The sequence below is a fragment of the Streptomyces sp. RK62 genome (genome assembly GCF_018070255.1).
Classification (GTDB): domain Bacteria; phylum Actinomycetota; class Actinomycetes; order Streptomycetales; family Streptomycetaceae; genus Streptomyces; species Streptomyces nigra.
In genome coordinates this window covers 16,449-29,580 of record NZ_JAGPYD010000031.1, presented here as the reverse complement: position 1 = coordinate 29,580, position 13,132 = coordinate 16,449, and the positions used below count along the sequence as shown (strand labels likewise).

Genomic DNA, 13,132 nt, shown 5'->3' with positions numbered 1-13,132 from the left:
GGGTGCTGTGGGGGCACCCCGCGCGCCCGTGTCCGTGTCTGTGTCCGTACAAGCGCGCCGGCGTCAGCTCTTGCGGCGCCCGATCAGATGCGGGCGGGCCTCCAGGCCGTCCAGGCCGTGCCAGGCCAGGTTCACCAGATGCGCCGCCACCTCCGCCTTCTTCGGGCGGCGCACGTCCAGCCACCACTGCCCGGTCAGGGCGACCATCCCCACCAGCGCCTGCGCGTACAGCGGCGCCAGCTTCGGGTCGAAACCGCGGCTCTTGAACTCGCGGCCCAGGATGTCCTCCACCTGGGTGGCGATGTCGGAGATCAGTGAGGCGAACGACCCGGTCGACTGGGGGATGGGCGAGTCACGGACCAGGATCCGGAAGCCGTCCGTGTACTCCTCGATGTAGTCCAGCAGCGCGAACGCCGCCTGCTCGCACAGCTCCCGCGGATGCCCCGCGGTCAGCGAGCCGGTCACCATGTCGAGCAGTCGCCGCATCTCCCGGTCCACGACGACCGCGTACAGCCCTTCCTTGCCGCCGAAGTGCTCGTACACCACCGGCTTGGAGACCCCGGCCTTGGCCGCGATCTCCTCCACCGACGTGCCCTCGAACCCCTTCGCGGCGAACAGGGTGCGACCGATCTCCAGCAACTGCTGGCGTCGCTCCGCACCGGTCATCCGGGTGCGGCGCGCGCGCCGCGGCTTGTCGTTGCTGGAGGTGCTGGAGTCGGTCGCCACGGCGTCAATCATGCCGCCTTCGCGGGCTCCTTCCGGCGGCGGGCTCCTTCTTCCCCGGTGTTACGGCGGGAATCGATACGCGAGCGTGACGGCCAGCGCACGTCGTACGCCCAGCCGAACTTCTCGAAGATCTTGATGAAGCGGGCCGAGGAGTCGATCTGCCAGCGCTCCACACCGTGCCGCGCGGACGTCGGGTCGGCGTGGTGCAGGTTGTGCCAGGACTCGCCGCACGACAGGACGGCCAGCCACCACACGTTGCCCGAGCGGTCACGCGACTTGAACGGGCGCTTGCCCACGGCGTGGCAGATGGAGTTGATCGACCAGGTCACGTGGTGCAGCAGGGCCACCCGGACGAGGGACCCCCAGAAGAAGCCGGTGAACGCGCCCCACCAGGACATCGTCACCAGACCGCCGATCACGGCGGGCAGGGCCAGGGACAGGATCGTGAAGGACACGAAGTGACGGGAGACGGCGCGGATCGCGGGGTCCTTGATCAGGTCCGGCGCGTACTTGTCCTGCGGCGTCTGCTCCTCGTCGAACATCCATCCGATGTGTGCCCACCACAGGCCCTTCATCAGGGCCGGCAGGGTCTCGCCGAACCGCCACGGCGAGTGGGGGTCGCCCTCGGCGTCCGAGAACTTGTGGTGCTTGCGGTGGTCCGCCACCCAGCGGACGATCGGGCCCTCCACGGCCATCGACCCGGCGACGGCCAGCGCGATCCGCAGCGGCCGCTTGGCCTTGAACGAACCGTGCGTGAAGTAACGGTGGAAGCCGATCGTGATGCCGTGGCAGCCGAGGTAGTAGAAGAAGACCAGCAGGCCGAGGTCGAGCCAGCTGACCCCCCAGCCCCACGCCAGCGGTACCGCCGCGAGGAGCGCGAGGAACGGCACGATGATGAAGAGGAGAAGAGCGATCTGCTCGATCGACCGTTTCTTCTCCCCGCCGAGGGTGGCGGAGGCAGTCGGGGTGTCGTCGTGCGCCTGCGGGGCGTCTTCGATCACATCGGAGCTCGTGGTCATGGGCGTCCCCTGTGGGGTCGAGGGTTGTGACAGATGCCGTGTCACGGTCGGGAGGGCTCCGCGGGCGCGGTGCCTACGGTTCCGTAACCTACGGCGACGTAAGTATGGCAGTGTGCCGCCCTGCGGCAAGAGCCCGTGAGACAGCGCGTCCCCATGGAGACCTATCCTTGTCTCGGTCGGACAGCGCGGTCCGCTCCGATTTCTTCCCGGATGTCAGGAGCCGTAAGCGGTGGTCCCGCCGTACGGCCCAGGCGACGGGTTCCCCTCCCGGACGAGCTTCAACACTGCAAGGAGCCGCACCTGTGAGCAGTGCCGACGACCAGACTGTGCCCCAGGCGACCACCAGCACCGAGCTGCGAGCCGACATCCGCCGGCTGGGTGACCTCCTCGGCGAGACACTCGTCCGCCAGGAGGGCCCCGAGCTGCTGGAGCTCGTCGAGAAGGTCCGCCGCCTCACCCGGGAGGACGGCGAGGCCGCAGCCGAACTGCTGCGTGGCACGGAACTCGACACCGCGGCCAAGCTGGTCCGCGCCTTCTCCACCTACTTCCACCTGGCCAACGTCACCGAGCAGGTGCACCGCGGCCGTGAGCTGCGCGCCCGGCGCGCCGCCGAGGGCGGTCTGCTCGCCCGTACCGCCGACCGCCTCAAGGACGCCGACCCCGAGCACCTGCGGCAGACGATCCAGCACCTCAACGTGCGCCCCGTCTTCACCGCGCACCCCACCGAGGCCGCCCGCCGGTCCGTGCTCAACAAGCTCCGGCGCATCGCCGCGCTCCTGGAGACCCCGGTCCTCGAGGGCGACCGCCGCCGCAACGACACCCGACTGGCCGAGAACATCGACCTCGTCTGGCAGACCGACGAACTGCGCGTCGTCCGCCCCGAGCCCGCAGACGAGGCCCGCAACGCCATCTACTACCTCGACGAACTGCACGCCGGGGCCGTCGGCGACGTCCTGGAGGACCTCACCGCCGAACTCGAGCGCGTCGGGCACAAGCTCCCCGACGACACCCGCCCCCTCACCTTCGGCACCTGGATCGGCGGCGACCGCGACGGCAACCCGAACGTCACCCCCCAGGTGACCTGGGACATCCTGATCCTCCAGCACGAGCACGGCATCAACGACGCCCTGGAGATGATCGACGAGCTGCGCGGCTTCCTGTCGAACTCCATCCGCTACACCGGCGCCACCGACGAGCTGCTGGCCTCCCTCCAGGCCGACCTCGACGCCCTGCCCGAGATCAGCCCCCGCTACAAGCGGCTCAACGCCGAGGAGCCCTACCGGCTCAAGGCCACCTGCATCCGCCAGAAGCTGGAGAACACCAAGACCCGGCTGGCCCGCAACACCCCGCACGAGCCCGGCCGTGACTACCTCGGCACCGGCGAACTGCTCGCGGACCTCACCCTGATCCAGAGCTCCCTGCGGGAGCACCGCGGCGGCCTCTTCGCCGACGGGCGCCTGGACCGCACCATCCGCACCCTCGCCGCCTTCGGTCTGCAGCTCGCCACCATGGACGTCCGCGAGCACGCCGACGCCCACCACCACGCCCTCGGCCAGCTGTTCGACCGGCTCGGCGAGGAGTCCTGGCGGTACGCCGACATGCCGCGCGACTACCGCGCCAAGCTCCTCGCGAAGGAACTGCGCTCCCGCCGGCCCCTCGCCCCGAGCCCGGCGCCCGTCGACGCCGCCGGCGAGAAGACCCTCGGCGTCTTCCAGACCGTCAGGCGGGCCCTGGAGGTCTTCGGACCCGAGGTCATCGAGTCGTACATCATCTCGATGTGCCAGGGCGCCGACGACGTCTTCGCCGCGACCGTCCTCGCCCGCGAGGCCGGCCTGATCGACCTGCACGCCGGCTGGGCGAAGATCGGCATCGTGCCGCTGCTCGAGACCACCGACGAGCTCAAGGCCGCCGACACCATCCTCGAGGACATGCTGTCCGACCCGTCCTACCGGCGCCTCGTCGCGCTGCGGGGCGACGTCCAGGAGGTCATGCTCGGCTACTCCGACTCCTCCAAGTTCGGCGGCATCACCACCAGCCAGTGGGAGATCCACCGCGCCCAGCGCCGGCTGCGCGACGTCGCCCACCGCTACGGCGTACGGCTGCGCCTCTTCCACGGCCGCGGCGGCACCGTCGGCCGCGGCGGCGGCCCCTCGCACGACGCGATCCTCGCCCAGCCCTGGGGCACCCTCGAAGGCGCCATCAAGGTCACCGAGCAGGGCGAGGTCATCTCCGACAAGTACCTGGTCCCCTCGCTGGCCCGGGAGAACCTGGAACTGACGGTCGCCGCCACCCTCCAGGCCTCCGCGCTGCACACCGCGCCGCGCCAGTCCACCGAGGCGCTCGCGCGCTGGGACGCCGCGATGGACGTCGTCTCCGACGCCGCCCACACCGCGTACCGCAAGCTCGTCGAGGACCCCGACCTGCCGACGTACTTCCTCGCGTCGACCCCCGTCGACCAGCTCGCCGACCTGCACCTCGGCTCGCGGCCCTCCCGCCGCCCCGGCTCCGGCGTCTCCCTCGACGGGCTGCGCGCCATCCCCTGGGTGTTCGGCTGGACCCAGTCCCGGCAGATCGTGCCCGGCTGGTACGGCGTCGGCAGCGGCCTCAAGGCGCTGCGCGAGGCCGGCCTCGACACCGTGCTCGACGAGATGCACGAGCAGTGGCACTTCTTCCGCAACTTCATCTCCAACGTCGAGATGACCCTCGCGAAGACCGACCTGCGCATCGCCCAGCACTACGTCGACACTCTCGTCCCCGACGAGCTCAAGCACGTCTTCGACGCCATCAAGGCCGAGCACGAGCTGACCGTCGCCGAGGTGCTGCGCGTCACCGGTGAGAGCGAACTCCTCGACGCCCAGCCGGTCCTCAAGCAGACGTTCGCCATCCGCGACGCCTACCTGGACCCGATCTCCTACCTCCAGGTCGCCCTGCTCAAGCGCCAGCGCGAGGCCGCCGCCGGCGGCACCGACCCCGACCCGCTGCTCGCCCGGGCCCTGCTCCTCACGGTCAACGGCGTCGCGGCCGGCCTCCGCAACACCGGCTGACCCCGTACGAAAGACGGTGCCCCCGTGCTCGCGCGAGCACGGGGGCACCGTCGTCCACGGCAGCGGTCCGGGTCAGGCCCGCCGACGCCGCAGCACCAGATAGCCGCCCGCGCCCAGCAGCGCCGCGGCGGCCGCGGACAGCAGGCCCACCGGGGCCCCGTTGCCGGTCTCGGCGAGATCGCCCTCGCCGCCCTGCGGGGACGGGGACGCCGACGGCGCCGCCTCGGCGGCCGGCGTCTCATCCGGAGCCTCGGACCCGGACCCGGACGCGGACTCGGAGGCGGACACGGACGCGGACGGGGAGGGTGCCGTCTCGTCCTCCCCGCAGTCCGTCCAGAACACCTTGTGCTTCGCGGACCCCTTCTCGCCCGCGAAGTTCCAGAACAGCTTGTAGTGCCCGTCGGGCAGCGTCAGATCCGCCGTACGGCCGTGGCCCTCGCCGTCCAGCGTGAGCGCGCCGGACCGCACGGTCTCGCCCTTGACGCCGGCCGTCGGCGCCCAGACCTCGATGTGCCAGTCGACCTGCTGGGCCCGGTCGAACCCGAAGGCGTCCAGGTAGAACGTGCACACGTGCGGTTCGTTGCGGCGCAGTTCCTCGCCGGTGGCGGAGTCATGGATCTTCACGGTGCCGTTGTCGCCGGGAGCGGTGGCGTGGGCGGCCGCCGGCAGGCACAGCACGGCGGAGGCGGCGACGGCTGACAGGGCGCCGGCGCGAAAGAGGGTACGCATGGGGCAGCAGTCCATCTGCGAGTGGGAACGGGACGATGTGGAGGGGGCGGCTCAGCTTCCAGCCGTCGCTGAACGAAGGTCAATCACGAAGCGGCCACACTCCGGACCTCCACAGACATGGAGAACGGGCAGCCCGCTCACACCGTGACGAAAGCGCCCGTCAGCAGGGCCAGGCCCGTGCCCGCCAGCAGCCAGGAGAGGCGGGCGCTGCGCAGGCCGCCCGCCGCGACCACCGAGGCGAGCAGGAGGGCGCCGCCCAGGGGGACCCAGGCGTAGAGGACGCCCGCGGGCCCCGAGCGGACCACCTCGTCCGTGCCCGGCTTCACCACCACGGCGTAGGTCCCGCCCTTGCGTACCGCGACGTTGTTCTCGATCCTCACCGCGTCGCGCTCCCGCGAGCCCACCGAGACCGGTGTGTACGGGCCCGTGCACGAGTCGCCGGCGCAGCGGGCGACCTCGATCGTGCCGTGCTCCCGGCCCTTGGTGAGCATCACGTGCTGGGCGCTGCCCCACGACCCCCACACACCCGCGACCAGGATGAGCAGCACGACCGTCCCCATGGCCGCGACCCGGCCGAACCGCAGCGCGGAGACGGCGCCCTGACTGGAGGCAACGGCGGAAGGCATGGCCGCGATCCTTGGCCATGCCCCTACGGCCGGTCAACTCGACGCCGGCCGCGCCGACGGACAAGTCAGGAGTTGTACGTGCTTTGCGCCCGCTCCAGGCCCTCGATCACCAGACACTCCACCGCGTCCGCCGCCCGGTCCACGAAGTAGTCCAGCTCCTTGCGCTCCGCCGCCGAGAAGTCCTTCAGCACGAAGTCCGCCACCGGCATCCGGCCCGGCGGACGCCCCACGCCGAACCGCACCCGGTGATAGTCGGAACCCATGGCCTTCGTCATCGACTTCAGGCCGTTGTGCCCGTTGTCGCCGCCGCCGAGCTTCAGCCGCAGCGTGCCGTAGTCGATGTCCAGTTCGTCGTGCACGGCGACGATGTTGCCCAGCGGCACCTTGTAGAAGTCGCGCAGCGCGTTCACCGGGCCGCCCGACAGGTTCATGTACGACATCGGCTTCACCAGCACCACCCGCCGGTTCGCCGGTCCGGGCGGGCCGATGCGCCCCTCGACGACCTGCGCCTGCGCCTTCCCGGCCCGCTTGAACTTGCCCCCGATCCGCTCCGCCAGCAGATCCACCACCATGAACCCCACGTTGTGCCGGTTCCTGGCGTACTCGGGCCCCGGATTACCGAGACCGGCGATCAGCCACGGCGCACTCGGATCGGTCGTCACGTCCACGTCTCCATTGATACGCGCCGGCCGCCGCCCCCGGAGGGACGGCGGCCGGCGAACACGACGGCGGAACCGGAACGGCTCCCGCCACGACTCGAGGATCAGGCCTCGGCGACGTCCTCGCCCTCGGCCTCGGCGCCCTCGGCGGCCTCCTCGGCCTGCGCGGCCAGGACCTGCAGCACGACGGTGTCGTCCTCGACGGCCAGCTTGGTGCCCTTGGGCAGCTCGATGTCCTTGGCGAGGATCGAGTCGCCGGCCGCGAGGCCCTCCACCGACACGGTGACCGACTCGGGGATGTGCGTGGCCTCGGCCTCGACCGGAAGGGCGTTCAGCACGTGCTCGAGCAGGTTGCCGCCCGGGGCCAGCTCGCCCTCGGCGTGCACGGGGATCTCGACCGTGACGGTCTCGCCGCGCTTGACCAGCTGCAGGTCGACGTGCTCCAGGAAGCCCTTCAGCGGGTCGCGCTGCACGGCCTTCGGGATGGCCAGCTCGTTGGTCTTGCCGTCGATGTCCAGCGCGATCAGGACGTTCGGCGTACGCAGGGCGAGCAGCAGCTCGTGGCCCGGAAGCGTCAGGTGCAGCGGGTCGGAACCGTGGCCGTACAGCACACCGGGGACCTTGTTGTCACGACGGATACGGCGGGCGGCACCCTTACCGAACTCGGTACGGGTCTCGGCGGCGATCTTCACCTCGGACATGGCGATCACTCCTCGTAGAAGTAGAACGGACGGGGTCACCCGGCCACGAACGGCCTGCTACGAAGAGCGCGTCGATAACGGACAACCGCCTCCACAACGGGAAACGGCCTCCCTCGCCGAGCAACTGCAGCAGTCTACTCGGGGAGGGAGGCCGTTCCCAAAACGATCTTCGGCGCTCGCCTACTGCTCGTCGAACAGGCTCGTCACCGAACCGTCCTCGAACACCTCGCGCGCCGCACTCGCGATCGTCGGCGCGATCGAGAGCACCGTCATCTTGTCCAGATCCGCCGCCAGTTCACCCGGGGTCGGCAGCGTGTTCGTGAACACGAACTCGCTGACCCGCGAGTTCTTCAGGCGGTCCGCCGCCGGACCCGACAGCACACCGTGCGTCGCCGTCACGATGACGTCCTCCGCGCCGTGCGCGAACAGCGCGTCCGCCGCGGCGCAGATCGTGCCGCCCGTGTCGATCATGTCGTCGACCAGGACGCAGACGCGGCCCTTGACCTCACCCACGACCTCGTGGACGGTCACCTGGTTCGCCACGTCCTTGTCACGCCGCTTGTGGACGATCGCCAGCGGCGCGCCCAGCCGGTCGCACCAGCGGTCCGCGACCCGGACCCGGCCCGCGTCCGGCGAGACGACCGTCAGCTTGTCCTTGTCGACCTTGCGGCCCACGTAGTCCGCCAGCAGCGGCAGCGCGAACAGGTGGTCCACCGGCCCGTCGAAGAAGCCCTGGATCTGGTCGGTGTGCAGATCCACGGTCAGGATGCGGTCCGCGCCGGCCGTCTTCATCAGGTCCGCGATCAGACGGGCCGAGATGGGCTCACGGCCACGGTGCTTCTTGTCCTGGCGGGCGTAGCCGTAGAACGGCACGATCACGGTGATCGAGCGGGCCGACGCACGCTTCAACGCGTCGATCATGATCAACTGCTCCATGATCCACTTGTTGATCGGCGCCGTGTGGCTCTGGATCAGGAAGCAGTCCGCACCCCGCGCAGACTCCTGATACCGCACATAGATCTCGCCGTTCGCGAAGTCGAAGGCCTTCGTCGGGACGACCCCGACACCCAACTGCTGGGCGACCTCCTCGGCAAGCTCGGGGTGGGCGCGGCCGGAGAAGAACATCATCTTCTTCTCGCCGGTCGTCTTGATCCCGGTCACAGCACTGTCTCCTCAGAGGTGTCTCAGCTGGGTGTGCACCTATCACGGTACGCCGTGTCCGACGCACCCGTTTCCGGTCAGTCTTCGCTTCCGCCCTGCCGGGACGCCTCCTCGGCAGCCCGCGCCGCCGCGCTCCCCGGACGCTTGCGGGCCACCCAACCCTCGATATTCCGCTGCTGGCCACGGGCCACGGCCAGCGAACCGGGCGGCACATCCTTCGTGATCACGGACCCGGCGGCGGTGTACGCACCGTCCCCGATCGTGACAGGAGCCACAAACATGTTGTCCGAACCCGTACGGCAGTGGGACCCCACCGTCGTGTGGTGCTTGTCCTGGCCGTCGTAGTTCACGAACACGCTGGCCGCGCCGATGTTCGTGTACTCGCCGATCGTCGCGTCCCCCACGTACGACAGATGCGGGACCTTCGTCCCCTCACCGATCGACGCGTTCTTGGTCTCCACGTACGTGCCGATCTTGCCCTTGGCGCCCAGCCGGGTACCCGGACGCAAATACGCGAACGGACCCACCGACGCCCCGGCACCCACCACGGCGCCGTCCGCAACCGTGTTGTCCACCCGGGACCCCGCGCCCACGCGCGTGTCCCGCAGCCGGCTGTTCGGCCCGACCTCGGCGCCCTCGCCCAGATGCGTGGCGCCCAGCAGCTGCGTACCCGGCAGCACGACCGCGTCCTGCTCGAACGTCACCGACACGTCGATCCACGTCGACGCCGGGTCCACCACCGTGACGCCGGACAGCATCGCCGCCGTCAGCAGCCGGTCGTTCAGGATCCGGCGCGCCTCCGCCAGCTGCACCCGGTTGTTGATGCCCGCGATCTCCCGGTGGTCCGCCGCCACCGACGCGCCCACCCGGTGCCCGGCCTCCCGCAGGATGCCGAGGACGTCCGTCAGGTACTCCTCGCCCTGGCTGTTGTCCGTGCGCACCTTGCCCAGCGCGTCCGCGAGGAGCTGCCCGTCGAACGCGAACACCCCGGAGTTGATCTCCCGGATCGCCCGCTGCGACTCCGACGCGTCCTTGTGCTCCACGATCGCCGTCACCGCGCCCGAGGCGCCGTCCCGCACGATCCGGCCGTAGCCCGTCGCGTCCGGCACCTCCGCCGTCAGCACGGTGACCGCGTTGCCGTCCGCCGCGTGCGTCGCCGCCAGCGCCGACAGCGTGCCGCCCGTCAGCAGCGGTGTGTCGCCGCAGACGACCACGACCGTGCCCTCCACCGGGCCGCCCAGCTCCTCCAGGGCCATCCGCACCGCGTGCCCCGTGCCGTTCTGCTGCGCCTGCACGGCGGTGCGCACGGCGGGGTCGATCTCGCCGAGATGTGCGGTGACCTGCTCACGCGCGTGGCCGACCACGACGACGAGATGCTCGGGGTCCAACTCGCGGGAGGCGGCCAGCACATGCCCGACGAGACTGCGTCCGCAGAGCTCGTGCAGGACCTTGGGTGTGGCCGACTTCATACGGGTGCCCTCACCCGCTGCGAGAACGACGACGGCTGCCGGGCGAATGGCGCTCACGGGATGCCCTTCGGCTGTGATGGGGGAGGGGTGACATCCGCAGGATACCGGGGCGTTTCCCGGCGGACATGAGAGCGGGCCCCGACCGTTGGCGCTGCCAGGTGGGGCCCGAACCGAAGATGTGCTCCCGGGGGAGGACTCGAACCCCCATGATCAGAACCAAAATCTGACGTCTTGCCCTTAGACGACCCGGGATGGGCTGGATGTCCGATTCAGTAGATCGTCCGATCGGACGGCTCCTACTATGCCGTACCTGGGGCCTTCGACGCGACGATACAAGTCCGCGCTGCTCGGGACGGTCCGGGAAAGTCGACGGAAATGGGTGGGGGTGCGCCCGTAGGCTGGAGGCATGACCAGGACGGGGGAAGAGCACGCCGGGGACCCGCCGCCGGGGGGCGGACCGTGGTGGTGGAGCAGGGCGCGTGGCGCCGTGCTGGACGGGACGCTGGCCGGCGCGTCCGCGGTGGAGTGCGCGTTCGAGGGCGTCGGGTTCGCGCGGGACGCGGGGCTGCCGGTGCCGGTCGGGGTGGTGTTCGGGGCGCTGGCGGGCTCGGTGCTGCTGCTGCGCCGCCGGTGGCCGATCGCGGTGGTGCTCGTGTCGATCGCGGTGCTGCCGGCGCAGATGGGCTTCCTGCTGAGCATCGTCGGCCTGTACACCCTGGCCGCCTCGGAGCTGCCGCGCCGGATCATCGCGTCGCTGGCGGGGATGTCGTTCGTCGGCACGCTGATCGTGACGTTCGTATGGGTCCGCCAGGACGTGGCGCGGGGGAATCTGACCTGGGGCGACTGGGTGGTGCCCTTCGCTTCGCTGACGACGGCGATCGGGCTGACGGCGCCGTCGCTGCTGCTCGGCCTGTACGTCGGGGCCCGGCGCCGCCTGATGGAGAGCCTGCGGGAGCGGGCGGACAGTCTGGAGCGGGAGCTGCAGCTGCTCGCGGAGCGGGCGGAGGAGCGCGCCGAATGGGCGCGCAACGAGGAGCGGACGCGGATCGCCCGGGAGATGCACGACGTCGTCGCGCACCGGGTGAGCCTGATGGTGGTGCACGCGGCGGCGTTGCAGGCGGTGGCCCGCAAGGACCCGGAGAAGGCCGTGCGCAATGCGGCCCTCGTGGGGGACATGGGCCGGCAGGCGCTGACGGAGCTGCGGGAGATGCTCGGGGTGCTGCGCAGCGGTGTGGCGTCGGCGAACGCCTCGCGGGGCGCGGTGGTGCCGTTGGCTGCGGTGGGCGTCGCCGCGGCGGTGGCCGCCGACCGGGAGCGGGCGGAGGAGCCGGTCGCCGAGGGGCCGTGCCTGTCGGAGCTGGACGAGCTGGTGGGGCAGTCGGCGGCGGCGGGGATGGTCGTCGATCTGTCGGTCGAGGGGGAGTCCCGGGAGTACGCGCCGGAGGTGGAGCAGACGGCGTACCGGGTGGTGCAGGAGGCGCTGACGAACGTCCACAAGCACGCGGCGGGCGCGAAGACGTATGTGCGGCTCGCGCACCGGGTGTCGGAGATCGCGATGCAGGTGGAGAACGAGCCGCCGCCGGAGGCCTCGTCGGCGTCGTCCGCGCGGCTGCCGTCGGGCGGCAACGGTCTGGTGGGGATGAAGGAGCGGGTGTCGGCGCTCGGCGGGGTGTTCGTGTCGGGGCCGACGGACGCGGGCGGCTTCCGGGTGTCGGCGGTGATCCCCGCGGTGTGACCGCCGCCCGACCGCGGTGTGACCGCGGCGGGTCAGGGCGCGGTGAGGCGGGCGGGTTCGAGGCCGGTGACGAGTCCGGCGAGGGCCTGGTCGATGTCGGCGCCGAGGTACCAGTCGCCGGTGTGGTCGAGGGCGTAGACCCGGCCCTCGCTGTCGATGGCGAGCAGGGAGTCGGTGTCGGTCTCGGTGCCGAGGGGGCTGACGTCGGTGTCGAGGGCGCGGCCGAGGTCGCCGAGGGTGCGGGCCATGTGCAGGCCGTGCAGCGGGTCGAGGTGGAGGGCGGCGGGCGCGATCTGCCGTCCGGGGCCGGCCGGGGTGATGTGCAGGCCGCCGAACTCGGCCCAGGCCTCGACGGCGGCGGGGAAGACGGTGTGGCGGTGCCCGGCGGGCGAGGTGTGCTCGCGCAGGGTGTCGGCCCAGATCTCGGCTTGCTTGATGTCCCAGCGCCCGGGCTGCCAGCCGGCGGCGCGCAGGGCGGCGTCGACGGGCACGGGGAAGCGGGTGGTCGAGGTGCGGTCGGTGTGCATCGGCTCTTCGTTCGTCGAGTGTGCCGGGGCCGGGTGGGGGGTCGGTGTCCGGGCGCGCGCGGCGGTGTGCGGTCGTGCGGGCTGGGGGTTCAGTCGGCGGGCGGCGTGGGGTCGACGATGCGGACGCCGAAGTGGGCGCTGAGGGCGGTGCAGGCGCGGCAGGGGGTGACGAAGCTGCCGTGCAGCGGATCGCCGTCCTCGCGGATCCGGCGGGTGGTGAGCTTGGCCTGCTTGAGGGCTTTGCGCGCTTCGCCGTTGGTCATGGGTTTGCGGGAGGCGCGTTTGCTGCGGGCCGTGTCGGCGGCGGCGATGTGCCGGGAGATGAGGATGGTCTCGGCGCAGCGTCCGGTGAAGCGGTCCCGCTCGTTGCTGGTGAGGGTGTCGAGGAAGTCCTGGACCAGGTGGTGCAGGGCGGGGGGCTGGTCGCCGCGGGCGGCGGTGCCGGTGAGGGTGGCGCCACGTACGGAGAGGGCGGCGGCGACGGTGGGGAGTATGCCGTCGCGGCGGTGCAGGAGGGGCGGTGTGTACGGGGTGCCGTCGGCGCTCCATCCGATGCGGGGGTCGCCGGACCTGCCTGAGTGCGGGTCGGTCTGTGTCGCGTTCATGGTCATCATCCCCTCCTGAGCATCCCCCGGGCATGCTCTCGGACGTCACAGAGTGCCAAATGGCGTGGCGGGTGCGGAAGCTGGGGCGACGCGACACGCCCGTGTCGGGGCGGGCTGTCACGGTGGGGTGA

The 13,132-nt window shown here is 71.1% G+C and carries 12 protein-coding genes and 1 tRNA gene; 2 read left to right on the top strand and 11 right to left on the bottom strand.

Annotated features, from left to right (window positions below; genetic code table 11):
* Positions 1-63: 63 nt before the first annotated feature.
* Together KBY32_RS34995 and KBY32_RS34990 are read right to left on the bottom strand one after the other, a co-directional pair.
* Positions 64-738 carry a TetR/AcrR family transcriptional regulator gene (locus KBY32_RS34995; protein WP_055624843.1) on the bottom strand — a complete coding sequence of 225 codons (675 nt, stop codon included), beginning with the start codon at positions 736-738 and terminating at the stop codon, positions 64-66.
* A complete protein-coding gene (locus tag KBY32_RS34990) occupies positions 735-1,745 on the bottom strand; it encodes a fatty acid desaturase (RefSeq protein WP_055624842.1) in 1,011 nt (336 codons plus the stop codon). Before KBY32_RS34990 ends, KBY32_RS34995 begins: the two co-directional genes overlap by 4 nt.
* A 302-nt stretch (positions 1,746-2,047) precedes the next feature.
* On the opposite strand from KBY32_RS34990, the gene ppc reads away from it, so the two are divergent.
* Positions 2,048-4,789 carry a phosphoenolpyruvate carboxylase gene (ppc, locus tag KBY32_RS34985; RefSeq protein ID WP_210982902.1) on the top strand — a complete coding sequence of 914 codons (2,742 nt, stop codon included), beginning with the start codon at positions 2,048-2,050 and terminating at the stop codon, positions 4,787-4,789.
* A gap of 72 nt (positions 4,790-4,861) precedes the next feature.
* On the opposite strand, the gene KBY32_RS34980 is transcribed toward ppc, so the two are convergent.
* The 7 genes from KBY32_RS34980 to KBY32_RS34950 all read right to left on the bottom strand — a co-directional run bounded on the left by KBY32_RS34980 (position 4,862) and on the right by KBY32_RS34950 (position 10,386).
* Entirely contained in the window at positions 4,862-5,518 is a 657-nt protein-coding gene (locus KBY32_RS34980; protein ID WP_210982901.1) for an LPXTG cell wall anchor domain-containing protein, read from the bottom strand.
* Positions 5,519-5,655: 137 nt separating this feature from the next.
* Positions 5,656-6,144 carry a hypothetical protein gene (locus tag KBY32_RS34975; protein WP_210982900.1) on the bottom strand — a complete coding sequence of 163 codons (489 nt, stop codon included), beginning with the start codon at positions 6,142-6,144 and terminating at the stop codon, positions 5,656-5,658.
* Between the two features lie 65 nt (positions 6,145-6,209).
* The gene (gene pth / locus KBY32_RS34970; RefSeq protein WP_108707299.1) at positions 6,210-6,812 is read right to left on the bottom strand and encodes an aminoacyl-tRNA hydrolase; all 603 of its coding nucleotides are present in this window, start codon (positions 6,810-6,812) and stop codon (positions 6,210-6,212) included.
* A 95-nt stretch (positions 6,813-6,907) separates the two neighbouring features.
* Complete coding sequence (locus KBY32_RS34965; protein WP_055624898.1) at positions 6,908-7,504, bottom strand: 50S ribosomal protein L25/general stress protein Ctc; 597 nt, start codon at positions 7,502-7,504, stop codon at positions 6,908-6,910.
* Positions 7,505-7,684: 180 nt separating this feature from the next.
* Positions 7,685-8,665, bottom strand: a complete 981-nt coding sequence (locus KBY32_RS34960; protein WP_055624838.1) for a ribose-phosphate diphosphokinase — start codon at positions 8,663-8,665, stop codon at positions 7,685-7,687.
* Positions 8,666-8,742: 77 nt separating this feature from the next.
* Entirely contained in the window at positions 8,743-10,191 is a 1,449-nt protein-coding gene (gene glmU / locus KBY32_RS34955; RefSeq protein ID WP_210982899.1) for a bifunctional UDP-N-acetylglucosamine diphosphorylase/glucosamine-1-phosphate N-acetyltransferase GlmU, read from the bottom strand.
* Positions 10,192-10,315: 124 nt separating this feature from the next.
* A tRNA-Gln gene (locus KBY32_RS34950) sits at positions 10,316-10,386 on the bottom strand.
* 154 nt (positions 10,387-10,540) lie between these two features.
* Between KBY32_RS34950 and KBY32_RS34945 the strand changes: the two genes are divergently transcribed.
* A complete protein-coding gene (locus KBY32_RS34945) occupies positions 10,541-11,869 on the top strand; it encodes a sensor histidine kinase (RefSeq protein WP_210982898.1) in 1,329 nt (442 codons plus the stop codon).
* 32 nt (positions 11,870-11,901) lie between these two features.
* Here KBY32_RS34945 and KBY32_RS34940 read toward each other — a convergent pair whose 3' ends face one another.
* Both KBY32_RS34940 and KBY32_RS34935 read right to left on the bottom strand, forming a co-directional pair.
* Entirely contained in the window at positions 11,902-12,396 is a 495-nt protein-coding gene (locus tag KBY32_RS34940) for an SUKH-3 domain-containing protein (protein WP_055624835.1), read from the bottom strand.
* A gap of 89 nt (positions 12,397-12,485) precedes the next feature.
* Entirely contained in the window at positions 12,486-13,010 is a 525-nt protein-coding gene (locus tag KBY32_RS34935; RefSeq protein WP_055624834.1) for a YwqJ-related putative deaminase, read from the bottom strand.
* Between the last annotated feature and the right edge of the window lie 122 nt (positions 13,011-13,132).

Coding starts and splice junctions, on each gene's coding strand:
- KBY32_RS34995 (WP_055624843.1), bottom strand. CDS start 738: ATGATTGACGCCGTGGCGACCGACTCCAGCACCTCCAGCAACGACAAG.
- KBY32_RS34990 (WP_055624842.1), bottom strand. CDS start 1,745: ATGACCACGAGCTCCGATGTGATCGAAGACGCCCCGCAGGCGCACGAC.
- KBY32_RS34980 (WP_210982901.1), bottom strand. CDS start 5,518: ATGCGTACCCTCTTTCGCGCCGGCGCCCTGTCAGCCGTCGCCGCCTCC.
- KBY32_RS34975 (WP_210982900.1), bottom strand. CDS start 6,144: ATGCCTTCCGCCGTTGCCTCCAGTCAGGGCGCCGTCTCCGCGCTGCGG.
- KBY32_RS34965 (WP_055624898.1), bottom strand. CDS start 7,504: ATGTCCGAGGTGAAGATCGCCGCCGAGACCCGTACCGAGTTCGGTAAG.
- KBY32_RS34945 (WP_210982898.1), top strand. CDS start 10,541: ATGACCAGGACGGGGGAAGAGCACGCCGGGGACCCGCCGCCGGGGGGC.
- KBY32_RS34940 (WP_055624835.1), bottom strand. CDS start 12,396: ATGCACACCGACCGCACCTCGACCACCCGCTTCCCCGTGCCCGTCGAC.
- KBY32_RS34935 (WP_055624834.1), bottom strand. CDS start 13,010: ATGATGACCATGAACGCGACACAGACCGACCCGCACTCAGGCAGGTCC.